The sequence below is a fragment of the Devosia sp. XK-2 genome (genome assembly GCF_037113415.1).
Classification (GTDB): Bacteria; Pseudomonadota; Alphaproteobacteria; order Rhizobiales; family Devosiaceae; genus Devosia.
In genome coordinates this window covers 1,105,366-1,127,049 of sequence record NZ_CP146608.1, presented here as the reverse complement: position 1 = coordinate 1,127,049, position 21,684 = coordinate 1,105,366, and the positions used below count along the sequence as shown (strand labels likewise).

General features: G+C 61.1%; 20 protein-coding genes. 11 read left to right on the top strand and 9 right to left on the bottom strand.

Going from position 1 to position 21,684, the window contains the following annotated elements; all coding sequences use genetic code 11:
* The 4 genes from V8Z65_RS05435 to V8Z65_RS05420 all read right to left on the bottom strand — a co-directional run bounded on the left by V8Z65_RS05435 (nt 1) and on the right by V8Z65_RS05420 (nt 2,892).
* Nucleotides 1–735: an amino acid ABC transporter ATP-binding protein gene (locus V8Z65_RS05435; RefSeq protein WP_338723050.1), complete on the bottom strand. Its 735-nt coding sequence runs from the start codon at nt 733–735 to the stop codon at nt 1–3.
* Nucleotides 713–1,372 (bottom strand): amino acid ABC transporter permease, encoded by a 660-nt coding sequence (locus tag V8Z65_RS05430; RefSeq protein WP_338723049.1) that lies wholly within the window; start codon nt 1,370–1,372, stop codon nt 713–715. Before V8Z65_RS05430 ends, V8Z65_RS05435 begins: the two co-directional genes overlap by 23 nt.
* Nucleotides 1,372–2,040, bottom strand: coding sequence for an amino acid ABC transporter permease (locus V8Z65_RS05425; protein ID WP_338723048.1), 669 nt, complete (start codon nt 2,038–2,040; stop codon nt 1,372–1,374). Before V8Z65_RS05425 ends, V8Z65_RS05430 begins: the two co-directional genes overlap by 1 nt.
* A gap of 69 nt (nt 2,041–2,109) precedes the next feature.
* Nucleotides 2,110–2,892 (bottom strand): transporter substrate-binding domain-containing protein, encoded by a 783-nt coding sequence (locus V8Z65_RS05420; protein ID WP_338723047.1) that lies wholly within the window; start codon nt 2,890–2,892, stop codon nt 2,110–2,112.
* Nucleotides 2,893–3,280: 388 nt separating this feature from the next.
* Here V8Z65_RS05420 and V8Z65_RS05415 point away from each other — a divergent pair, with 388 nt between their 5' ends.
* The 10 genes from V8Z65_RS05415 (at nt 3,281) to V8Z65_RS05370 (ending at nt 14,293) form a co-directional block, all read left to right on the top strand.
* Complete coding sequence (locus tag V8Z65_RS05415; protein WP_338723046.1) at nt 3,281–4,228, top strand: class 1 fructose-bisphosphatase; 948 nt, start codon at nt 3,281–3,283, stop codon at nt 4,226–4,228.
* Between the two features lie 122 nt (nt 4,229–4,350).
* A complete protein-coding gene (locus tag V8Z65_RS05410) occupies nt 4,351–5,607 on the top strand; it encodes an AGE family epimerase/isomerase (protein WP_338723955.1) in 1,257 nt (418 codons plus the stop codon).
* 62 nt (nt 5,608–5,669) lie between these two features.
* Entirely contained in the window at nt 5,670–6,455 is a 786-nt protein-coding gene (locus V8Z65_RS05405) for an SDR family NAD(P)-dependent oxidoreductase (RefSeq protein WP_338723045.1), read from the top strand.
* A 96-nt stretch (nt 6,456–6,551) separates the two neighbouring features.
* Nucleotides 6,552–7,424 (top strand): carboxylating nicotinate-nucleotide diphosphorylase, encoded by an 873-nt coding sequence (gene nadC, locus V8Z65_RS05400; protein ID WP_338723044.1) that lies wholly within the window; start codon nt 6,552–6,554, stop codon nt 7,422–7,424.
* On the top strand, nt 7,421–8,245 hold the full coding sequence (gene cysQ / locus V8Z65_RS05395) for a 3'(2'),5'-bisphosphate nucleotidase CysQ (protein WP_338723042.1): 825 nt from the start codon (nt 7,421–7,423) through the stop codon (nt 8,243–8,245). Before nadC ends, cysQ begins: the two co-directional genes overlap by 4 nt.
* Before the next feature lie 186 nt (nt 8,246–8,431).
* A complete protein-coding gene (locus V8Z65_RS05390) occupies nt 8,432–8,980 on the top strand; it encodes a PadR family transcriptional regulator (protein ID WP_338723040.1) in 549 nt (182 codons plus the stop codon).
* Between the two features lie 17 nt (nt 8,981–8,997).
* Entirely contained in the window at nt 8,998–10,215 is a 1,218-nt protein-coding gene (locus tag V8Z65_RS05385; protein WP_338723038.1) for an efflux RND transporter periplasmic adaptor subunit, read from the top strand.
* Between the two features lie 41 nt (nt 10,216–10,256).
* The gene (locus tag V8Z65_RS05380) at nt 10,257–13,562 is read left to right on the top strand and encodes an efflux RND transporter permease subunit (RefSeq protein ID WP_338723037.1); all 3,306 of its coding nucleotides are present in this window, start codon (nt 10,257–10,259) and stop codon (nt 13,560–13,562) included.
* Between the two features lie 116 nt (nt 13,563–13,678).
* The gene (locus V8Z65_RS05375) at nt 13,679–13,909 is read left to right on the top strand and encodes a type II toxin-antitoxin system prevent-host-death family antitoxin (RefSeq protein ID WP_338723036.1); all 231 of its coding nucleotides are present in this window, start codon (nt 13,679–13,681) and stop codon (nt 13,907–13,909) included.
* 3 nt (nt 13,910–13,912) lie between these two features.
* The gene (locus tag V8Z65_RS05370; protein ID WP_338723035.1) at nt 13,913–14,293 is read left to right on the top strand and encodes a type II toxin-antitoxin system death-on-curing family toxin; all 381 of its coding nucleotides are present in this window, start codon (nt 13,913–13,915) and stop codon (nt 14,291–14,293) included.
* Here the strand turns inward: V8Z65_RS05370 and V8Z65_RS05365 are convergent.
* Complete coding sequence (locus tag V8Z65_RS05365) at nt 14,290–15,114, bottom strand: LysR family transcriptional regulator (RefSeq protein ID WP_338723034.1); 825 nt, start codon at nt 15,112–15,114, stop codon at nt 14,290–14,292. The two genes, V8Z65_RS05370 and V8Z65_RS05365, sit on opposite strands and share 4 nt — an antisense overlap.
* Before the next feature lie 92 nt (nt 15,115–15,206).
* Here V8Z65_RS05365 and V8Z65_RS05360 point away from each other — a divergent pair, with 92 nt between their 5' ends.
* Nucleotides 15,207–15,608 carry an MAPEG family protein gene (locus V8Z65_RS05360; protein ID WP_338723033.1) on the top strand — a complete coding sequence of 134 codons (402 nt, stop codon included), beginning with the start codon at nt 15,207–15,209 and terminating at the stop codon, nt 15,606–15,608.
* A gap of 164 nt (nt 15,609–15,772) precedes the next feature.
* Here the strand turns inward: V8Z65_RS05360 and V8Z65_RS05355 are convergent, their stop codons facing one another.
* The 4 genes from V8Z65_RS05355 to cimA form a co-directional block, all read right to left on the bottom strand.
* Nucleotides 15,773–17,668 carry an ABC transporter ATP-binding protein/permease gene (locus V8Z65_RS05355; RefSeq protein ID WP_338723032.1) on the bottom strand — a complete coding sequence of 632 codons (1,896 nt, stop codon included), beginning with the start codon at nt 17,666–17,668 and terminating at the stop codon, nt 15,773–15,775.
* Nucleotides 17,668–17,988: a metalloregulator ArsR/SmtB family transcription factor gene (locus V8Z65_RS05350; RefSeq protein ID WP_338723031.1), complete on the bottom strand. Its 321-nt coding sequence runs from the start codon at nt 17,986–17,988 to the stop codon at nt 17,668–17,670. The genes V8Z65_RS05355 and V8Z65_RS05350 overlap by 1 nt, the downstream gene beginning before the upstream one ends.
* A gap of 148 nt (nt 17,989–18,136) precedes the next feature.
* The gene (locus V8Z65_RS05345; protein ID WP_338723030.1) at nt 18,137–19,855 is read right to left on the bottom strand and encodes a LysM peptidoglycan-binding domain-containing protein; all 1,719 of its coding nucleotides are present in this window, start codon (nt 19,853–19,855) and stop codon (nt 18,137–18,139) included.
* 173 nt (nt 19,856–20,028) lie between these two features.
* Complete coding sequence (cimA, locus tag V8Z65_RS05340; RefSeq protein ID WP_338723029.1) at nt 20,029–21,672, bottom strand: citramalate synthase; 1,644 nt, start codon at nt 21,670–21,672, stop codon at nt 20,029–20,031.
* Nucleotides 21,673–21,684: the final 12 nt, after the last annotated feature.

Below are 21,684 nucleotides of genomic sequence, written 5' to 3'. Positions count from 1 at the left end.
TCAGGCCGCCTGGCTCATTCCCAGGAATTGCTGCAATTCGGGGGTCTTTGGATTGGCAAAGACCTCTTCGGGCGGCCCGATTTCGTGAACCCGCCCCTGATGCATGAAGACGACGCGCGAGCAGACGTCGCGGGCAAAGCGCATTTCGTGGGTGACCATGACCAGGGTCATGCCCTCGGCGACCAGCCCTTTGACCACGGCCAACACCTCGGCCACCAGCTCAGGATCGAGCGCCGAGGTGATCTCATCGCACAAAAGGGCGATGGGCTGCATGGCCAGGGCCCGGGCGATAGCCACGCGCTGCTGCTGCCCGCCGGAGAGCTGGTCGGGATAGGCGTCGAACTTTTCACTCAACCCCACGCGCTCAAGCATGTCGCGGGCGATGGCGGCGGCCTGCTCCTTGGGTGTTTTCTTGACCACCATTTGCGAGAGCATAACGTTGCGGCCTGCCGTCAAATGCGGGAAGAGATTGAACTGCTGGAAGATCATGCCGACCTTGAGACGCAATTCGCGCAGAGCGCTGGCATCGGTCAGCAATTGCGCTCCGGACACCGAAATCGACCCGGAATCAATGGTTTCCAGGCCATTGATGCAGCGCAGCAGGGTCGACTTGCCCGAGCCAGACTTGCCGATGATGGCAATGACTTCACCCCGGGCAATATCGATGTCGATGCCCTTGAGCACTTCGTTTGAGCCGAAGCTCTTGCGGACGTCAGTGATGGCTATGAGCGACATTGAGTCTTTTCTCCAGGATCTGGCTGGCCTTTGAGAGTGGCCAGCAGAGGCAGAAATAGATGAGGGCGACCAAGCCATAGACCAGGAAAGGCTGATAGGTGGCATTGGTGACGACGGTGCCGGCGCGGGTCAGCTCGATAAAGCCGATGATCGAGGTGAGCGCCGTGCCCTTGACCACCTGCACCGAGAACCCGACCGTGGGCGGGATGGCGACCCGCATGGCCTGAGGCAGGATGACGTAGCGCAATTGCTGGAAATAGCCCATGCCGAGGCTGGACGAGGCTTCCCACTGGCCCTTGGCAACGGACTGCACGCAGCCGCGCCAGATCTCGCCAAGAAAGGCCGCCGACCACAGGATCAGCGCCAGACCCGCCGCCAGCCAGGCCGGGACCGAGATACCGAACAGGACCAGCCCAAAAAAGGCGAGAAAGAGCTGCATCAGCAGCGGCGTGCCCTGGAACAGTTCGACATAGCCGCGGCCCACAAGACGCAGCCAGGGCCGACTGGAAATGCGCGCGAACAAGATCAACAGCCCAACGAGGCCACCACCGGCAAAGGAGACCAATGAGAGCACCACGGTCCACTGGGTAGCGATGAGCAGATTGCGCAGGATGTCGAAAAAGGTGAACTGGGCCATCACACCTTCCTCCGCGGGAAGATCAGCCAACCCACGCCGTCAAGCAGTTTGCGCAGCACTATGGCAAGGGCCAGATATGTCAGGGTCGCGATCAGATAGGTTTCGAAGGCCCGGAAGTTGCGCGACTGCACGAAGTTGGAAGCAAAGGTGAGGTCTTCCACAGCGATTTGGGAGACCACCGAAGAGCCGAGCATAACGATGACAATTTGCGAGGCCAAGGCCGGCCATATCCGTTGCAGAGCCGGCACGAGCACAACGTAGCGGAAGGTCTGCAGCGGTGTCATGGCGAGGCTCGCGCCAGCCTCGAACTGTCCGCGGGGCGTGGCCTGAATGCCGGCCCGGATGATTTCGCAGCTATAGGCGCCCAGATTGACCACCATGGCGATATTGGCGGCCTGCAGGGCGGTGAGTTTCAGCCCCAATGACGGCAGGCCGAAGAAAATGAAAAAGAGCTGGATGAGAAAGGGCGTATTGCGGATCAGTTCCACATAGGCGGCGACGGGCGGCTTGAGCCAGCCCGGTCCAAGCGCACGGACCCAGGCGCAGACGATGCCCAGCAGAACGCCGAGCGCGGCACCGACCGCGATGAGTTCAATGGTGATGGCCACACCATTGACGAAGACCGGCAGATAGTTCGCCAGCCAATCGAAATTCCATTGATACTGCATTGACCTCGCCCGCTTCAGATACGCTCGCGAAAATGCCGCCCGATCAGAGCCGGACGGCATTCATTGGCTTTAGAGGTCAGCCGGCAAATCGGCCTTGAACCAGGTCTGTGAGATGGCGTTGAGTGAGCCATCGGCCTTCATGTCGGCGATGATGGTGTTGACCGCATCGAGCAGAGCCGGCTCGTCCTTATTGAGGCCGACATAGCAGGGCGAGTTCTTGACCAGGAATTTGAGCTCGGGACGCCGCTGCGGGTCGCGCTCGAGTATTGCGGCAGCAACCACATTGCCGGTGGCGATCACATCCACCTGCCCGGACAGGAAGGCCGATATGGTGCCGTTGTTGTCCTCGTAGCGACTGATCTCGACGGTTTCGGGCACCAGCTCGGTCAGCGTCAGATCTTCCACCGAGCCGCGGGTGACGCCGACGCTGACGCCAACCAGGTCTTCAGGACCGGAGAGGGTAAGGTCGGCCTCGCCGAAGACGCCATTGTAGAAAGGCGCATAGGCATTGGTGAAATCAATCACCGCTTCGCGCTCGGCATTTTTGCCGAGGCTGGAAATAACCAGATCGACCCGGTCGGTCTGCAGATAGGGAATGCGATTGGCGCTGGTGACCGGCACAAGCTCGACGCCGACGCCCAGACGGTCGGCAATGGCCTTGGCCATATCGATGTCATAACCCACAGATTCCATGCTGAGACCGACGCTGCCGAAGGGCGGGAAGTCCTGCGGCACCGCCACGCGGATCGTGCCCCGGGCCTTGATATCGTCAAGCGCGTCGGCATGGGCGGGAACGGCGGCTGCGGCCAGAAGGCCGGTTGCAAGACATGCGATGAATGTGCGGCGTAGCATTAATTTGTCCCTGTCTTCTGTTCGAAGCTTTGTCAGTCGCCATTCGGCTTCCGTCGCCGTTGAGTTTGCAATTGCCGTGCCAGAAGCTAACCTGCTGGTATCGCCTATATTGTCGATATGGAGAGCGCCGTTATGAGCATGAGCCTCGCAAGCGCGTCGCTCAATTGCTCAGTTTTTAGGCATTCTGCAAAAACTTGCAGACCTGCATCCAAATTCAGCAAAGGAGTGAGGTCGATCGATCACGCCAGCCGGACGCGGCTTCCATCGTCACCTTCCCCTTTTGAAAGAAGGCGCCGCAAATCGGGCTCATGGTGAACTGCTCTAGGCCGAAAGTCGGCCTTGCCTGGCGAAGCCCGTTTGGGAGAGTGGGCGCAACAAGGAGATTTGCATGACCGACCTGGCTCATTGGCTCAAGGGCCAGACCGCGGACCACTCGCTTGCCAGCGCCGTGCTGTCGATGGCTGCTGCAGGAGCCGAGCTTGCCGACATTCTCAGGCTGGCGCCCATTGCCGGACAGACAGGACTTGCGGGCTCGGACAATGTGCAGGGGGAGGCGCAAAAGGCGCTGGACGTGATCTCAAACGACATTGTTTTGAATCACTTGCGGCAAAATCCGGCCATTTCGATTCTGATCTCGGAGGAATTGGATGAAGCCGTTGATCTATCGAGTCAGGGGCCGCTCATCGTCGCTACCGATCCCCTGGATGGATCTTCAAATCTGGACGTAAATGTCACTGTCGGAACGATCTTTTCTGTTCTGGCGAGCGAAGGTGGCCTTTTGCAGAAGGGGCGCAACCAATTGGCGGCCGGTTATGTCGCCTATGGTCCGGCGACGAGTCTGGTCGTGCGGATCAGCGGCGCGACCAGCGTGTTCACGCTGGATAGGAACGGGGCGTGGCTGCAAACGCTGGCGGAAGCAAAAGTGCCCCAGGCTTCGGGCGAATTCGCCATCAACACGGCGCGGGAGCGCTTCTGGGATGCGGCGACGACGGGCTATGTGAAAGAAAGCGTGGCAGGCGAAACCGGGCCGGCCGGCAAGCGCTACAATATGCGCTGGGTCGGCTCCATGGTGGCCGATATCCACCGCATTCTGATGCGCGGCGGCATCTTTCTCTACCCACTCGACAGCGAAACGAAGGCCAAGGGTGGGCGGTTGCGGCTGCTCTATGAGGCCAATCCCATGGCCTGGCTGATCGAGGGCGCGGGAGGACGTTCGACGACTGGCGCGCAAGGCATTCTGGATATTGAGCCCGAGCACATTCACCAGCGGGTGCCGGTGATCCTTGGATCGGCCGATGAGGTGAGGCGGGTGGAGGAACGGTACGCGCGGGAATGAGCCGTGGCAGCCTGGCATGGAGGTCAAGGCGAGAATTGCAACGTTCTTATTGATTGGGTAGAACCCGTGCGGAGATGAGCCGGCGGTCCGATTGCGCCGGATGGGAGAGACCTTTGAACACGATCGCCACCACCCTGCCGGAAACCAATTGGGGCGCCTGGCAGAAACGCCCCTTCCATCGCCAATATCTGATGACGCAGGCGAGCCGGTTGTTCGACTTCTTCGAGGCGGCATCGCTCAATCCCAAGGGCGGATTTTTCGAATTGTCAGATGAGGGGCTGCCCCTGACGCCTGACAATGCGGTGCGACAGATTCACGTCACGACCCGCATGATCCACTGTGCCACCATAGGTGGCCTGATCGGGCGGCCCGGATCGGACGAAATCGTCGATCATGGCATGCGTTATCTTTGGGAGAAGCATCGCGACCAGCGCCATGGCGGCTATGTCTGGTCTCTCAATGACGATGGTTATGTCGACGCCAGCAAGCAGGCCTATGGCCATGCGTTCGTGTTGCTGGCCGGGGCGAGCGCCAAACTGCTTGGCCATCCGCTGGCCGACAAGGTGATCGCCGACGCCACAGAGGTGATCGAGCAGCGCTTCTGGGACAAAAAGGCCGGGGCGGTGCGCGAAGAGTTCGCCAATGATTGGGGGCAGATCAGCACCTATCGCGGTCAGAATTCGAACATGCACCTGACCGAGGCCCTGATGGCCGCCTATGAGGCGACAGGGGAAAAGGAATATCTGAAAAAGGCGACCAGGATCGCCGACCTCATCATCAACCGCAACGCGGCCAAGCTCGACTATCGCGTGGCCGAGCACTTCCATGAGGACTGGAGCCTGGACAAGGACTATCTAGGCTCCGAGATGTTCCGCCCCTCGGGGACCACGCCAGGGCATGCGCTAGAGTGGTCGCGCCTGTTGTTCCAGCTCTTCGTGCTCTGCCGCAAGGAGCATAGCTGGATGACCGAATGCGCGCGCGGCCTGTTCCGCCAGGCCATCGAGCTGGGCTGGGACAAGGTGCATGGCGGCTTCTTCTACACGCTGGACTGGAACAACCAGCCGATCATGCGCGAAAAGTTGTGGTGGCCCATTGCCGAGGCGATCGGCGCGGCCGCCTATATTGGCTCCTATGACCATGACGACTTCTACCAGCTCTGGTATCGCAAACTGTGGGATTTTGCCGAGAACCATGTGATCGACCATGAGCGGGGCGGCTGGCACAGCGAACTGACCGAGCAATTGGTGCCCACTTCGCGCCTGTTTGTCGGCAAGCCCGACCTTTACCATGCACTGCAGGCCTGTTTGATCCCGCTTTATCCGGTGACCGGCAGTCTCACTCACGGGATTATCGAGCAGGATCACCCCAAGCGCCTCTAGAGCATTTCTGACAACCATTGCCCGATCTTCGCGTTTGCGTCAGACAAAGCGGAGACACGGCAATGACTTTTCTGGATGGCAAGGTGGCGCTGGTAACCGGCGCAGGATCGGGGATCGGCAAGGCAACGGCGCTGAAGCTCGGGCGGGAAGGCGCAGCGGTTGTCGTCATGAGCCGGACACGCAGTGAGGTCGAGGCGACGGCCGCGGAGATCGAAAACGCGGGTGGCAGGGCCTGGGCTGCGGTGAGCGATGTCACGGATGATCAAGGCATGCGCGCGCTGGTGGCCGAGACGCTGGGCCAGTTCGGACGGCTCGACATCGTGGTGGCCAATGCCGGCATCAATGGCGTGTGGGCGCCCATTGAAAGCCTGACACCGGAGGAGTGGGACAAGACCATCTCGGTCAATCTGCGCGGCACTTATCTCACCATTCACCACGCAGTGCCAGCACTGGAGGCCGCCGGCGGCGGCGCCATCGTCGTAGTGTCCTCGATCAATGGGACGCGTACCTTCACCTCGCCCGGCGCGAGCGCCTATTCGGCAAGCAAGGCCGGGCAGCTCGCCATGGTCAAACAATTGGCCCTGGAGCTGGGGAGGCGGAAAATCCGTATCAATGCCGTGTGTCCCGGCGCCATTGAAAGCGACATCAAGGACAATACCGAATATCGCGACAGCGAGAAGGCCGGAATTCCCGTGACCTTTCCCGAAGGCGATATCCCGCTGACTCAAGGCAGGTCGGGCAAGGCCGAAGACGTTGCCGATGTTATTGCCTTCCTTGTCTCGGATGCCGCACGGCACGTGACCGGCAGTCCGGTCTGGATCGACGGAGGGCAGAGTTTGCTGCGCTAGGGTTCTGCGGCACAAAACCATACCCTTTAGCGCTGTTGTCAGGCTGGGATGCGCGTCGTAAAGCACAAGCCAAACAAATGTTTCCGGTGAGTTTGCATGACCGCCCTGCCCGCTCAATTGCCGCGCCTGATCGTGGAACGTGCCGTCGCGGCAGCGCTAGAGGAAGATTTGGGCCTGGCCGGCGACCTAACGAGCCAGGCGACATTGGCACCTGATGCGGTAGCAAAGGCGACGCTTTCGGCGCGCGAAGCCGGGGTAATTGCCGGCCTAGATCTGGCCGCCGCTGCCTTCCGGCTGGTGGGCGACGGGGTGCTTTTTTCTCCCCGGCTCGGCGATGGCGACCGCATTGACGCCGGCGGGATAGTCGCCGAGATTTCGGGCCCGGCACGCCTGGTGATGTCGGGCGAGCGAGTGGCGCTCAATTTTCTCAATCATCTGAGCGGCATTGCCACGCAGACACGGATTTATGCCGATGCCATTGCCGGCACGAGGGCGCGCATTTGCGATACGCGCAAGACCACACCGGGATTGCGGACCTTTGAGAAATATGCGGTCCGCTGCGGTGGGGGCAGCAATCATCGCTATGCGCTCAACGACGCCATCCTGATCAAGGACAATCATATCGCTGTCGCAGGCAGCGTCACGGCTGCCTATAAGGCCGCCGAGGCTTTTGCCGGGCATCTGGTGGCCATCGAGATCGAGGTGACGACGCTAGCGGAACTGCACGAAGCGCTTACTGCCGGTGCGCGGGTGATCATGCTCGACAATATGGACAATGAACTGCTGCGCCAGGCGGTCGAGATCAATGGTGGCCGCGCGACGCTCGAGGCATCGGGTGGCGTCAAACTGGAGCGCCTGCGCTCGATCGCCGAAACCGGCGTTGACTATATTTCAACCAGCCAGATCACGATGGGCGCCACGCCGCTCGACCTGGGACTGGATGTGGTGATCGGCGAGGCCCAACCATGATTGGCCTGGCCGGTTCGCCGACAGTCACGGACATCGCCGTGGATGCTGCGATCATCGCGGCCGAGGTTATCTGCGATGTCTATAATCGCCCCATTCATGTGGTGACCAAGGATGACGGCTCGCCGGTAACCGAAGCTGATGCCGCTGCCGAGACTGCTATCATCCACCGCCTGTCGGAAACTGGCCTGCCCGTGCTGGGCGAGGAGAGCGTCGCCGCCGGCATCGTGCCTGTATTGGGTGAGCGCTATTTCGTTGTCGATCCACTCGACGGCACCAAAGAATTCATCAAGCGCAATGGCGAGTTTACCGTCAACATTGCGCTGGTGGAGCATGGCCGCCCTGTCATGGGTGTGGTGCTGGCGCCGGCAAGTGGCGACATTTTCGTGGGCGATCAAAGCGGTGCCTGGAGCGGTCGGGTTGTCGAGGGTGCGGTGGTGGATCGCCGCGCCATCCGCGTCGGCTTGCTGCCGCGCCCACGCATAGTGGCCAGCCGCAGCCATGGCCATGCCGCGCTGGAGCAATTGTGCCGGACGCTGGATGTCGAAAGCGATGTCTCTGTGGGGTCCTCGCTCAAGTTCTGTCTGTTGGCGCGGGGAGACGCGCAGCTTTACCCGCGATTTACCCCCACATGTGAATGGGATACCGCGGCCGGACAGGCTGTGCTTGAAGCGGCAGGCGGCGCCGTGCTGACGCTGGACGGTGCGCCCATGCGCTATGGCAAAGGGGAGTTGAAATTCCTCAACCCCTATTTCGTCGCGGCGGCGAGCCGGGACCTGGCCTTGGCCGGGGCCAGTGAAATGCGGCGTCTGATCGGTTCGTGACGATTGGTCGCGTTGCGGGCGCGACTGTAAAGGTTCTTGTTAGGTATCAGCAGTTAAGCACCAGACATGCAATCTGTGCTTAACCGATCTGCGCATTGTTCTGTCCCGTAGTGCTTGCAGCAGGCACCACAGCCATATATAGGCCGAGCATATATCGGACCGAAATATGATCACGGGATCGCGCGCATGAACGTCAGAACGCTCTGCCTTTCCATTCTCTATGATGGAGAGGCCAGTGGATACGACATTCGCCGGATGTGTACGGAAGGCAATTTCGCCTATTTCGTCGAGGCTAGCTATGGCTCGATCTATCCGGCATTGGCGCGGCTCGAGGATGATGGCCTAGTGGCCAGTCGGACCGAGCAGCAAGCGGGCAAGCCATCGCGCAAAGTCTACACCATTACCGAGGCCGGCAAGGCCGCTTTTTGCGCCGAACTCAGCGAACCGCTGGGCGAGGACATGTTTCGCAGCCCATTCCTGCTATTCGCCCGCTTCGCACATATTTTGCCGCGCGAACTGGTGGAACAACGCTGCAATGAATTCCTCAAACGGTCCATTGAGGGCCGGGAAAAACTGGACCAGGTGACTACTGAGCATAGCTGCAATGCAGCAGATATGTGGGTCATTAATTACGGACGTGCAGTATTGAAGGTTGCGGAGGAGCATTTCCGCACCCATATGCACGAACTGATCACAATGGCGCGAGCCGAGCCGCACAAAGGCGCGGCGGAATAAGGGGCGAGAAATACTTCATGCGTGCACTGCTTTCTTATGGGCTGGCCCTTGCTATCCTGCTGCTTGCAGGTGGCTGGCTGGCAACCGGAACTCTCGTCCAGGGCGGACAGGGCCCAGGCAATGGCGAAAAGCCGATCATTTCGGTCATCGAGGGCGAGGAACATGGCCCGGTGGCGACGGCGCTGAGCGATGCCGGGCTGCTGGCCGAGCATCATGAGCCCGAAGTCGACCCGGCACTGACCATCGCCCAGCGCAATGAAGAAACGACCGGTGCCAGCGCGCCGCTGCAGAGCGTGCGCATCCAGCGGTTCACGGCCCAGTCCATGCCCGTGGAAGTGCCGCTGCGTGGCCGCACCCAGGCCAAGGCAACCGTGACCGCCGTGGCCGAAACGGCTGGCACTGTGGATGTGGTGCATGTCACCAAAGGCCAGCGCGTGGATGTAGGCGATCCGCTTTGCACCCTTGACCAGGGCACCCGCGCGGCAGCCGTAGCCCAGGCCGAGGCGGCCCTGGCGCAGGCGCAGCTCAATTTCGACACCAATGCCGATCTGCGCGAGCGTGGACTGGCGGCCGCCAATAGTGCGACGGCCGCCGAGGTAGCCCTGGCCCAGGCCCAGGCAGGTCTGGACAATGCCAAGGCGGAACTGGATCGCACCGAGATCGTGGCCAAGGTGGCCGGCCTCGTGCAGGATCCGGTCGCCGTGGCCGGGACCATGCTCAATGTTGGTTCCCCATGCGCCACGATCGTGCAGCTCAACCCCATCGTCTTCACCGGCATGGTGCCTGAGGCGCATATCGGTTTGGCTAAAACCGGTCTTGAGGCCACCATCAAGACGGTTACCGGCCAGAGCGTGGAGGGCGAGGTGACCTATGTTTCCTCGGTTGCGGACAATGCCACCCGCGCCTTCCCCGCGGAAATCGAAATCCCCAATGATGACTTCGCTATCCGCGATGGCGTCACCGCCGAAGCAATCGTCAATATCGGCACGACGCCGGGGCACCTGCTGCCACAATCTGTCCTGACCCTGAATGACGATGGCATTCTGGGTGTGCGGACGGTGGAAGATGGCGTTGTGGTCTTCTACCCGATCACCATTGTGAGCGACACGCGCGAAGGCGTGTGGGTCACGGGCCTGCCTCTGATTTCCGACATCATTACCGTCGGACAGGAAAATGTGAATGCCGGACAGGCCGTCGACGCCAGCCCGGTGACCGCTGAAACCACTGCAAGCTAGGGACGCCAGCCATGCTCGATTTCATCGAAAGAATCCTCAGGATGCCGCGCGTTGTCCTGACGATTATGGTCATTGTGCTGGCCGCAGGCACGACCGCCTATATATCGATGCCCAAGGAAAGCTTCCCGGCCATCGACGTTCCCTATCTTTATGTCTCGATCAGCCAGTCCGGCGTTTCCCCGCGTGACGCGGAGAACCTGCTAGCCAAGCCGGCCGAGGAAGAGCTCTCTAACCTGCCCGGGTTGAACAATATCAGTTCGACCTCGACCACCGGGCATACTTCGATATTCCTCGAGTTCGACATCAATACCGACAAGGATCAGGCCCTGGCCGATACCCGCGCCAAGATGGATGCGGTGAAGGCAAAGCTGCCTGACGAAGCCAATGATCCGGTCGTTTCGGAAATCGACTTCATCGGCCCGATCATGTCGGTGGCCGTCTATGGCACCGCGCCGGAAAAGGAACTGGTGCGTCGGGCGGAGCAATTGCAGGACGCCCTGGAAGCCATTCCTGAAGTGCGGGAGGCCAAACTTTCAGGCGCTCGCAAGGAACAGCTCGAAGTGCGCGTGGACCTGCTGCGCCTGGAGGCTTACGGCCTGACCGCCAGCCAGCTCTTCGACGCGCTGGCCCGCAACAATATGGTGGTTGCCGGTGGCACTCTCAATACCGGGCAGGGTTCGTTTAATGTTGAAGTGCCGGGCCTGATCACCACTGCCGAGGACGTTTTCAACCTGCCGCTCAAGACCGACGGCAATACGGTTGTGACCTTCGGGGACGTTGCCACGATCACCCGTACCCTGGCGGATGCCACCGAATATACCCATGTCAACGGCTCCCCTGCCCTGATCATGGGCATCTCCAAGAAGCTGGGTACCAATATTATCGACACCTCCAACAAGGTGCGCGAGGTGACCGCTGAGGTCGCCAAAGACTGGCCGAGCGGGGTTGCCTACTCGTTCTTCCTGGATCAGGCGGAAACCACGACGGCCCTGTTCCGTTCGCTGGAAGCGGCGGTGCTGACTGCGGTGGCCCTGGTGCTGATTACCTGCGTTGCGACGCTGGGCGTGCGGCCTGCCATCATGATCGGCATGTCGATCCCGCTCTCGTTCATGATGGCGTTTCTGGTCGCGCAGGGCCTGGGCATGACCATCAATATGATGGTGATGTTCGGGCTCGTGATTGCGGTGGGCGTGCTGGTCGACGACCCGGTGGTGGTGGTCGAATATGCCGAGCGAAAGCTGCAGGAGGGCATCCCCAAGCGGGAAGCCTTCATCATGGCCATGCGCAAGATGTTCGTGCCGGTGGTCGGCGCCACGGCGACGACGCTGGGTGCGTTCATCCCGCTGCTGTTCTGGCCCGGCATTATCGGCAAATTCATGAGCTATCTGCCGACGATCGTGATTATCGTGATGGTCGCCTCGTTCATTTCGGCGCTGATCTTCATGCCGGTTATCGGTTCGCTTATCGCCTCCACGCATGTGGACGAGAAAGAGAAGGCCAAGGCCGATATCGTGATGTATCCGGACAAGTTCGACGCCAAAAAGGTGGGCGGCCTGACCGGCATCTACGTGCGGACGATGGAAAAGCTCCTACATTGGCCGCTGCCGACGCTGGCCGTAGGCTTTGCGATCATTGCCACCATTTTCGTGTCCTATGCGATGAACCCCACCGGCTCGGAGGCCTTCCCGGCATCTGAACCCGAATTTGCCACGGTCGCCGTTGTGGGACGCGGCAACTACTCGCCGGAAGAAATCCGCGACATGCTGGTGGAGATCGAGAACGAGCTCACTCAGGTCCAGGGCATCCAGGACGTGATCATGCAGTTCGGCTCGAACGGCGCCTTCAGCACGATGCCGCCCGACACGATCGGCAATTTCCAGCTTCAGCTCACCAAGTGGAGCGAGCGCCTTCCGGCCGAGAAAATCTTTGCCGACATCCGTGATCGGGTGAAGGACATTGCCGGTCTCGACATCCAGCTGCTGGCGGCCGAGAGCGGTCCGCCGGCCGGCAAGGACATCAATATGCGGGTGGAAAGCACCAATTATGATGACCTTGTTCCCGTCGTGACGGCTATCCGCGACCATCTGGCAAGCTGGCCGGAAGTGGTGGATCTCGAGGACGGACGGCCCTCGCCCGGTATCGACTGGCAGATCACCGTCGATCGCGCCGAGGCCGGCAAGTACGGCATCGGCGTGCGCGAACTGGCACCCTATGTGCAGTTGGTGACATCGGGCGTGAAGCTGGGCACTTATCGCGATGCCAATACCGGCGATGAGCTCGATATCCGGGTGCGCCTGCCCAAGGACGAAAGGACGTTCGACGCGTTCGACTCCATGCGCATTGCCACCGCACAGGGGCTCATTCCGGTTTCCAACTTCATCGAGCGGCAGGCCGTGCCCAAGGTGGCCAATATTGCCCGCCGCAACCAGGTCTATACGATGAATGTGGCGGCCGGGCTCACCGACCTGCCGGAGGGCGTCTATGCCGCCGACAAGGTGAAGGAACTGCAGGCCTGGATTGACCAGCAGGATTTCCCTGATCGCGTAACGGTGGAATTCGGCGGTGCTGAAGAGCAGATGGGCGACGCCAATGCCTTCATCATGCAGGCCATGGTCATGGCGCTGGCGATCATCTTCTTCGTGTTGCTGCTCGAATATAACAGCTTCTACCAGGTGATGGTGACCCTGACGACGGTGGCCATGTCGGTGGCCGGGGTGCTGCTGGGCATGCTGGCCACGGGAATGTCCTTCTCGGCCATCATGACCGGGCTCGGCATCGTGGCGCTGGCAGGCATCGTGGTGAAGAACGGCATCGTGCTGATCGACACCTATAACGATTACCACCGGCACCAGAATGTCGAGGCGGTCAAGGCCATGCTGCTCACCGTGAGCCAGCGCGTGCGCCCGGTGCTGCTGACCGCATTCCTGACCGCGCTGGGCGTTATCCCGATGTGGGCCAATGTGGAGTTCGACTTCATCCGCCGCGAGATCGTGGTGGGCGGTATTGCCGGCTCCTGGTTCGTTCACCTCTCGGCCGCGCTGGTTTCGGGCCTGTTCTTCTCGACGGCCCTGACGCTAGTAATGGTGCCGGTTATGATCACCGCACCGACCGTGATGTGGGCCCAGATCAAGTGGCTCGGAACCATTTTTGCGGCGATTGGCGCCTGGCTCGCCAGCCCCTTCCGCCGCAAGGAAATGGCTGCGCCCGCGGGCTTTGACGGCATGGCCGTGGAAATCCCGGATGATATGGACAGCGCCAAGCGCTACATCGTTTCCAAGGATGCAGGCCTCAAGGAAAAAGAGGCCAATGGCGTCACGGTGGTGAGCAGGAGGGATGCGGCGGAATAACCGCATCGCTTCAGTGAGTGAAAAAAGGCCCGCAGCGATGCGGGCCTTTACTTTTTAGCCATTTTAGCTGAATATTAAGTTAGCTAATTCAGCTGATGGAGCCGACCATGGGGACCATGTCCGCAACCGATGCCAAGAACAAGTTTGGGCAATTGCTGGAATTGGCCCGAACGGAGCCTGTCCGTATCCAGAAAAATGGCCGTGATGTTGGTGTCATGGTTTCCCCCGAGCAGTTCGCTGCCATGGAGAAGCAAGGCGCTATGCCCAAGGTACGCCCTGCGATCGATGAGCTCATGCAACGCAGCATGGAGCGGCGCAAATCGCTCTACGAGGCCTTGGCCAAATAAGCGATGTCTATCACCTACCTCACGCTGGATGAGGCCCTGCGAATACATGAATTGCTGATTGAGACATTCGGTGGCGCGGGTGGTGTACGCGATCCGGGATCGATCGAAGCTGCACTGCTGAGGCCCCAAACGGGCTACTATGCTGACCTGGTGGAAGAAGCTGCCGCGCTATGGGAAAGCCTGGCGATGAACCATGGCTTCGTTGACGGAAACAAGCGCGTCGCCTACGCCTGTGTAGAACTTTTCCTGCAGTTAAATGGCGCTGACATTGCAGCCGAGAACGACGAGATCGAGCGCTTCATTTACGGCCACCTTGAGGCCAGGACGTTCCACAAGGACGTGTTAGAGGCATGGTTGCGAGGGCATACGACCTCGCTTGGCTAGGCAGACAAAAACGCCTCGAACAATGCCCTGATACGGGCCGTCTGGCGCAGTTCCATGGGGGTGAGCAACCAGATGGCGATGGAAAAAGCCGGCTCGTCGGCCAGGCGAGTGAGACCGGGCGATTGGCCGGCGAGAGCTGAGGGTACCAGCCCTGCCCCCAAACCGGTTTCGACGGCTCGATACATCATCAGTGGTGTCGGCACGCTGGCCTGCGGCCGGGCAGTGGGATGGACGCGCCGGAGCCAGCGGGCAGCAGGCTGGCTGCAATCGCGATTGCCATATTCGAGCCAGGGCATGGTTTCGGGATCGGCGGCAATGTCGGCGCGGGCATAGGGATAGAAGTCGAGCTTGCCCAGTTCCCGTCCAAACAGATGGTCGTCAGGCGAATTGGTGGCGCGCAGGGCGACCTCGGCTTCGCGCCTGGACAGGTTGCGCAGTTCCGACCCAACTTCGACAGCCAGGTCGATCTGCGGGTGCCTTGCGCGGAAACGGGTCAGGACGGGCATGTAGAGCCAGGCCAGCGCGTCCACCGTTGTCAGTTTGATATGACCTGTCAGACGGTGATCACGGCCGGTAATGTCACGTTCCAGCCCTGCCAGTTCGGCCTCGATCCGCCGCGCACTTTCAAGCAGGCGTTCGCCTTCCGGCGTCAGCATGACACCATCGTCCCGCCGATCAGCCAGGCGGGCGCCGAAATGGGCTTCGAGCTCCTTGAGCTTTCGCGAAATGGTTGTATGCGCAACGCCGAGCAGCCGCGCAGCTCCGGTGAAGGTGCCAGCGCTCTCGAGTGCGGCGATGATGGCGAGATCCGTAGAACGCATTGAACATTCCTGCACATTCAACGCCAAAACATGTGCGTTTACTGTGCGACAATGAACCATGATATTCCGCGCATTACCAGCCAGGAATGCTCATGATGTTTGCCTCCATCCCCCTGCTCACCGCCGGTGCCCTTGTCTTTATTTCGGCCGCCGTCCAGCACCTGAACACAGTCGGATCAAGGGGACTGGCTTTCATCTTCACGGACCGATCGACCCCGCTTGGCCGGGAGGGATTTTCAGGGAGGGCAGCAAGAACGCTGCAGAACAATCTGGAATCGGCGGGCATGGTCGTTCCTGCCGCCATGATTCTCGTTGTGACAGACGCGGAGAATGCTCTCATTACCGGGGCTGCGTTGACCTACGCCGCTGTTCGTATTGGGTTCACGCTGAGCTACTGGGCTGGCATCAACAAGCTGCGCTCGTTCTTCTGGGGCGTTGGCATGGCCACGATCATCGTTCTCACTCTCAACGCGGCCCTGGCCGTTCTGCAATAGGGCAGTTCAGTAGTAGCCAGGTTGCCGCGCCTTTGCCGCCTCCCCCTTTTGGGGAGGATCGAGGGATACCGGTCGTCCGCAAGGCCGCCGCCACCCCTCCCCTCCATGGGGAGGGCGTGAGAACCGCGATAGAGTGAACGTGAAACGATCCGAGGAGTGGTTGACTACTCCGCGGCAGGAAGGCCGCGCTTGACGAAGCCGTCGGGGTCATCCTGTGTACGTGCCAGAAGTTCGGCGGCCTCATTGGCCTCGCGCTGGCGATTCCACATCTGAGCGTAAAGGCCCGCCTGCTGCAGCAGTTGCGCGTGATTGCCCCGTTCGGCGACCTGCCCATCCCGCAAGACCAGAATCTCGTCGGCATTGACCACGGTGGACAGACGGTGGGCTATGACCACGGTGGTGCGATTGCGCGACACCTCGTCAAGAGCGGCCTGAATGTCCCGCTCGGTCTTGGTGTCGAGCGCGGATGTCGCCTCATCCAGGATGAGGATGGAGGGTGACTTAAGAATAGTGCGGGCAATGGCCACGCGCTGCTTCTCGCCACCAGACAGCTTCAGGCCGCGCTCGCCCACCGGGGTTTGGTAGCCCTTGGGCAGAGTCTCGATGAAATCGGCGACCTGCGCCATGCGTGCAGCTTCGCGCACTTCGTCGGCCGAAGCACCGGGACGACCATATTCGATATTGTAGCCGATGGTATCGTTGAACAGGACCGTGTCCTGCGGGACCATGCCGATGGCCGAGCGCAGGCTTTCCTGGGTGACGTCCCGCAGGTCCTGGCCATCGATGGTCACGCGCCCGCCTGTCACATCGTAAAAGCGGAACAGCAGGCGCGAAATGGTGGATTTGCCCGCGCCGGTGGGGCCGACAATGGCCACCGTCTTGCCGGCAGGCACTTCGAAGCTGACGCTTTTCAGAATTGGACGATCGGGATCGTAGTGAAAGCTAACATCCTCGAAACGGATGACCGGACCCGTGACGGCAAGGGGCCTGGCCTCTGGCTTGTCCTGGATCTCGGGGTCCTGATCGAGCAGCTTGAACATCTCTTCGATGTCCGTAAGGCCCTGGCGCAACTCACGATAAACGAAACCGATGAAGTTGAGCGGTCGATAGATCTGCATCAGGAAAGTGTTGAGCAGGACGAAATCGCCCAGTGTCAGCCTGCTATCCATGACGCCCAGAATGGCCATGATGGAGATGATGAGGAACCCGCCGTAGAAAATGACGGCCTGACCAAAATTGAGGAAGCCGAGCGAGCTCCAGATGCGAATGGCCGAGCGCTCGTAGCCTTCCATGGCCTTGTCGAAGCGCCTGGCTTCCATCTCCTCATTGGAGAAATATTTGACCGTCTCGAAATTGAGCAGGCTATCGATAGCCTTGCCATTGGCATCGGTATCGCTGTCGTTCATGGCCCGGCGAATGGAAATGCGCCAGTTGGAAGCCTTGATCGTGAAATAGAGATAGGCCCAGATCATCACGACCAGCACGCCAAGATAGCTGATGCCAAAAAGCCAGACGAAAATGACTGCCACCACGACGAATTCGACAATGGTGGGGGCAATGTTGAGCATGGCGAAGCGGACGACCGTCTCGATGCCCTTGGTACCACGCTCGATAACGCGGGAAAGGCCGCCGGTGCGCCGCTGCAAATGAAAGCGCAGAGAGAGGCGGTGCATATGGTGGAAGGTCTGCAGCGCCAGCTTGCGCACCGCGTGCTGACCGACACTGGCAAACCACACGTCACGCAGTTGCTGGAAACCGGCATCGACAATGTTGCCGACTACATAGGCGATGACGAGAACCAGCGGTATGGCCAGCCCCAGGATCAGCGTCTTGTCGGGACTGGTCCCATCGAGACTGTCTATGATCCCTTTATAGGCGAAGGGAATGAGCGTGGTGGCGACCTTGCTGGCCAGTAGCGCCGCCAGCGCCATGACCACACGCATCCGCAGGTCGGACCGGTTTTCGGGCCACATATAGGACCAGAGATTGCGAACGGTCGAGAATACCGAGCCTTCGTCCGCGCTGACGGACGGTTTCTTTTCAGCGCTGTCTAAAGCCATCAGGCCTGTTCCGTTTCCTTGTTGGCGGCGATGGGCGCCAGCCCCTTGAGGAGACCTCCGAAGGCCGAGTTGAGTTCGGCCAGCCTGTCATGGCGGAGGCAGTAGCGATTGCGCGTGCCATGCGGCTTGCGCTCGATAAGCCCCGCATCGAGCAGGACCTTGATGTGCTGAGATACAGTCGATTGCGCCAGGGTCAGGCTATCAGTGACGTCGGCGCAACAACATTGGCCCTGCTGCTGGGTAGCCAAGATACGCAGGATTTCCAACCGTACCGGATGCCCCAGGGCACGCATGGTATTGGCAATGTCATCGTCACGCATGGCGCAGTGCTCGGCAGGTGGCGACCGCGACAGCTTGTGGGCCCCGCGATCAGTTCAATCGGTGAATTGCGATGAAAGATGGGGGCTGTTGCGGCGAAAATCAATAGGTGGAAAAAAACGGCGCCGCCTGGCGCCGTTTTGGTGTGGATTATGGATCCAGCGCCTCCTGGGGCAAATCGAAGACCTGCCCCGGATAGATGCGGTCCGGATCACGGATTTGCCCGGTATTGGCCTGGTAGATCGTCGTATATTTGAGGCCTTCGCCATAGACGCGGCGCGCAATGGTCCAGAGATTGTCGCCACGACGGATTATCGCCTTGCCCGACGCGAAGCGCTGCGCTTCCGGATCGCCCAGCGACACCGCGACCATTGTGGGCACTGCGGCCTCGGCGGAGGCCGGTTCGGCAGGCTCGGATGACGCTGGCTCAGGCTCGACCGCCTCCGCAACCTCCGGGGTTGTCTCAGGTTGGGCTGCGGCCTCGACTGTGGTCCCCTCTTGCGGGGCGACCGGCTGATCCCGGGTGGCGGCGGGTTCGTTTTCGGCGACCGGTTCGGTCGCTTCTGCCGGCTCACTACTCTCGTCCGTCTGCGCAGGGGCGGCGGCCGCCGGCTGCTGGTCGACCGGTTCGGTTACCGGCGCCTGAGCAATGTCGACCGGTGTTTCGGCCCCCGGCACATCTACCACGAAATCCACCTCGGCCCGCGCGACAACAGCAGCCGAATTGGGGTCGAGCAGATCGGCGCGAACCCGCTGGTTCGGCGCATCGAGCACCGGCCCTGCCTCGATCAGCCAACGGCCCTCCTCCACGGTGGCATCGGCGACGAAAGCATCGTCGACATAAAGGCGAATGATGCCACCTTCCGGACCGGCACCGGCGAAGAAGGCGCGGTCATTTTCGATCTCAATGGCGTCGATAGTCGGCGGCATTGCGGCCACCTGGCTCTCCGCGGGCTCTGGCGTGGCCGCGGCCACAGGTTCAGCAGCGGGCACGGCCGGTTCGGCCTCGGGCTGCGCTGCCACTTCCATTGCTGCAGCGGATTCCGTCTCGTTGGCCAACGGGGTCGGCTCGGCGGGCGCTGCAGCCGGTTCTGGTTCGACAGTATCTTGGACCTGCGACGGCTCCGCGCTCTCGGGCGCGGCAGATGACGCCGATGGTTCGACAGCAGCGGCGCTTTCCGGCGATGGCGCATCTGGCAGTGCCGCGACCTCCATGGCGGGTTCTGCGGCCGGCACACTTGGGGCGCCGTCATCATCGGCGGCGGCGGCTTCAACCGATTCCGCCGTTTGGGCGGGCTCGGTCGCTGTACCGGCTGGCTCGGCGTTGGTCGCATCCTCAGTGGCTGTCTCCGCCTCGGGCGCTGCCGCAACCTGCGTCGGGGCGGTCAGGCCCTGGAGCACTTTGCTGGCCTCGCCAGGCTTGCTGGCAACCACCAGGGGCTGGCTGGTCTTGTCTTCGTTGATGACGACGATGAAGGAATCCTCGGCCGTGCCGGGCTTGCCCTCTTCGCCCAGGGTGATCTCAAGCCCGCCGGGCGCGAGTGGCGTGTCGGGCACGAATACCCAATCGCCGCTGGCTTCCACCTCGACAGTGCCGAGCAGGTTGCCATTGGCAAAGACCTCAACGCGGCTACCCGGAGTACCACTACCAGCAATGACCACGGACCCATCGGGCTCAGCGCGCAATAGGCCGAACGTGGCCGCGACCAGTTGATCGACATTGGTGTCTGGTTCGAGGTCCGCTGGGGGCGTGACGTCCAGCGCGGGTTCGGCCGGAACGACCTCCTCCTCATTGGCGGTCACTTCGTCCGCGGGGGCGTCTGCTTCGGCAACCGCTGGCGCGGCCGGGATCAGGCCCACTTCGGCCATTTTGCCGCGCAGGCATTGCCCCATGCCATCGGGGCTGTTGAAACAGGTGACAATCGATGGACCGGACAGAACGCCAAGAACAACGAGTAGAGTGACTGCCGCTGCCCCGATCGTCAGAGCCAGAGGTCGTTTCGGAGCGGTTTCGGCCAGTTTGCCCTCCCGGTATCGTCCAATTAGCCGGCGATCGCTCTCGCCCGGCTGGTGTTTGCCCCCGTCGTCGAATCCTGAGCCGCAGCAGCCTTCAACAACTTGTATGTGATTGATTCATACAGAGCTTCAAACGAGGCATCAATGATGTTGGGCGATACGCCAATGGTTACCCAGCGCTCGCCTGTTCCATCGCGACTTTCAACCAGTACACGGGTGACCGCGCCCGTGCCGCCGTCCAGGATACGCACCTTGAAGTCCACCAGCTCCAGATCCTCGATCTGCGAGGAGTATTTGCCCAGATCCTTGCGCAGCGCCTGGTCGAGCGCGTTGACCGGACCATTGCCTTCGGCCACGGACATGAGCAATTCGCCATCGACCCTGATCTTGACCACGGCCTCGGTGACGGTGATTTCCTCGCCCATGGCATTGTGCCGGCGCTCGACCATGGCCCTGTAGTTCTCGACATCGAAAAAGTCGGGCAGCGTGCCCAGAACGCGGCGGGCCAGCACAGCAAAGGAAGCGTCGGCGCCGTCATAGGAATAGCCGCGAGATTCGTGCTCTTTGACAGTGGCCAGCAGCTTTTCGAGGCGTGGATCGTCTTTTTCGATGCTGATATTGTGGCGCGCCAGCGCGGTGAGCAGGTTGGATTTGCCCGCTTGCTGAGAAACCATGATGGCCCGTTCATTGCCCACGCTTTCGGGCGGCACATGCTCGTAGGTGGAGAAATCCTTGAGCAGGGCAGAAGCATGAATGCCTGCCTTGGTGGCGAAGGCGGACGCTCCGACATAGGGCGCCTGCCGGGCGGGGGCCCGATTGAGCCTGTCGTCAAAAGCGCGCGAAATGTGGGTCAGGCGTTCGAGATGCTCGGGCGTGACGCCGGTTTCGAAGCGCTCGGCATAATAGGGCTTGAGCACCAATGTGGGGATGAGCGTCACCAGATTGGCATTGCCGCAGCGTTCACCCAGGCCGTTCAGTGTGCCCTGGATCTGGCAGACGCCAGCTTCGACAGCCGCCAGGGCATTGGCGACAGCCTGGCCGGTATCGTCATGGGGGTGGATGCCCAGCCGGTCACCGGGCGCCACGGTCATGACGTCCTTGACGATTTCGCGCACTTCGGCGGGCATGGTGCCGCCATTGGTATCGCATAGCACCACCCAGCGGGCGCCGGCCTCAAGGGCTGTCTTTACGCAACCAAGCGCATAGTCACGGTTGGCCTTATAGCCATCGAAAAAATGCTCGAGATCGACCAGGGCTTCCTTGCCGGCCGCGATGGCAGTGCGAACGGAATCCGTGATGCCTTCAAGATGCTCGTCGGTGGTGGAGCTCAGCGCCAGCTCGACCTGATAATCCCAGGCCTTGGCGACATAGCAGACCGCGCCCGCCGCCGAATTGACCAGCCCCATGACGCCCGGATCGTTGGCCGCGGAGCGCCCCGCCCTTTTGGTCATGCCAAAGGCGGTGAACACAGCCTGTCTGGTCCGAGGTGCGTCGAAAAACGCCGTATCGACCGGGTTGGCGCCAGGGTAGCCGCCCTCGATATAGTCGACACCGATCTGTTCGAGCATTCCCGCAATGGCGATCTTGTCCTCGAGTGAGAACTCGATGCCGGCGGTCTGCGCGCCGTCGCGCAGCGTGGTGTCGAAAAGATAGAGGCGGGTGCGGGACATAGGGGGCCTAAC

What these genes read in the sequence shown, in the direction of transcription:
- V8Z65_RS05355 (WP_338723032.1), bottom strand. Translation starts at nt 17,668, where the DNA reads ATGGCTTTAGACAGCGCTGAAAAGAAACCGTCCGTCAGCGCGGACGAA.
- V8Z65_RS05435 (WP_338723050.1), bottom strand. Translation starts at nt 735, where the DNA reads ATGTCGCTCATAGCCATCACTGACGTCCGCAAGAGCTTCGGCTCAAAC.
- V8Z65_RS05390 (WP_338723040.1), top strand. Translation starts at nt 8,432, where the DNA reads ATGAACGTCAGAACGCTCTGCCTTTCCATTCTCTATGATGGAGAGGCC.
- V8Z65_RS05370 (WP_338723035.1), top strand. Translation starts at nt 13,913, where the DNA reads ATGTCTATCACCTACCTCACGCTGGATGAGGCCCTGCGAATACATGAA.
- cimA (WP_338723029.1), bottom strand. Translation starts at nt 21,672, where the DNA reads ATGTCCCGCACCCGCCTCTATCTTTTCGACACCACGCTGCGCGACGGC.
- V8Z65_RS05365 (WP_338723034.1), bottom strand. Translation starts at nt 15,114, where the DNA reads ATGCGTTCTACGGATCTCGCCATCATCGCCGCACTCGAGAGCGCTGGC.
- V8Z65_RS05360 (WP_338723033.1), top strand. Translation starts at nt 15,207, where the DNA reads ATGATGTTTGCCTCCATCCCCCTGCTCACCGCCGGTGCCCTTGTCTTT.
- V8Z65_RS05405 (WP_338723045.1), top strand. Translation starts at nt 5,670, where the DNA reads ATGACTTTTCTGGATGGCAAGGTGGCGCTGGTAACCGGCGCAGGATCG.
- V8Z65_RS05385 (WP_338723038.1), top strand. Translation starts at nt 8,998, where the DNA reads ATGCGTGCACTGCTTTCTTATGGGCTGGCCCTTGCTATCCTGCTGCTT.
- V8Z65_RS05380 (WP_338723037.1), top strand. Translation starts at nt 10,257, where the DNA reads ATGCCGCGCGTTGTCCTGACGATTATGGTCATTGTGCTGGCCGCAGGC.
- V8Z65_RS05345 (WP_338723030.1), bottom strand. Translation starts at nt 19,855, where the DNA reads ATGGCCGAAGTGGGCCTGATCCCGGCCGCGCCAGCGGTTGCCGAAGCA.
- V8Z65_RS05425 (WP_338723048.1), bottom strand. Translation starts at nt 2,040, where the DNA reads ATGCAGTATCAATGGAATTTCGATTGGCTGGCGAACTATCTGCCGGTC.
- cysQ (WP_338723042.1), top strand. Translation starts at nt 7,421, where the DNA reads ATGATTGGCCTGGCCGGTTCGCCGACAGTCACGGACATCGCCGTGGAT.
- V8Z65_RS05415 (WP_338723046.1), top strand. Translation starts at nt 3,281, where the DNA reads ATGACCGACCTGGCTCATTGGCTCAAGGGCCAGACCGCGGACCACTCG.
- V8Z65_RS05430 (WP_338723049.1), bottom strand. Translation starts at nt 1,372, where the DNA reads ATGGCCCAGTTCACCTTTTTCGACATCCTGCGCAATCTGCTCATCGCT.
- V8Z65_RS05375 (WP_338723036.1), top strand. Translation starts at nt 13,679, where the DNA reads ATGTCCGCAACCGATGCCAAGAACAAGTTTGGGCAATTGCTGGAATTG.
- V8Z65_RS05420 (WP_338723047.1), bottom strand. Translation starts at nt 2,892, where the DNA reads ATGCTACGCCGCACATTCATCGCATGTCTTGCAACCGGCCTTCTGGCC.
- nadC (WP_338723044.1), top strand. Translation starts at nt 6,552, where the DNA reads ATGACCGCCCTGCCCGCTCAATTGCCGCGCCTGATCGTGGAACGTGCC.
- V8Z65_RS05350 (WP_338723031.1), bottom strand. Translation starts at nt 17,988, where the DNA reads ATGCGTGACGATGACATTGCCAATACCATGCGTGCCCTGGGGCATCCG.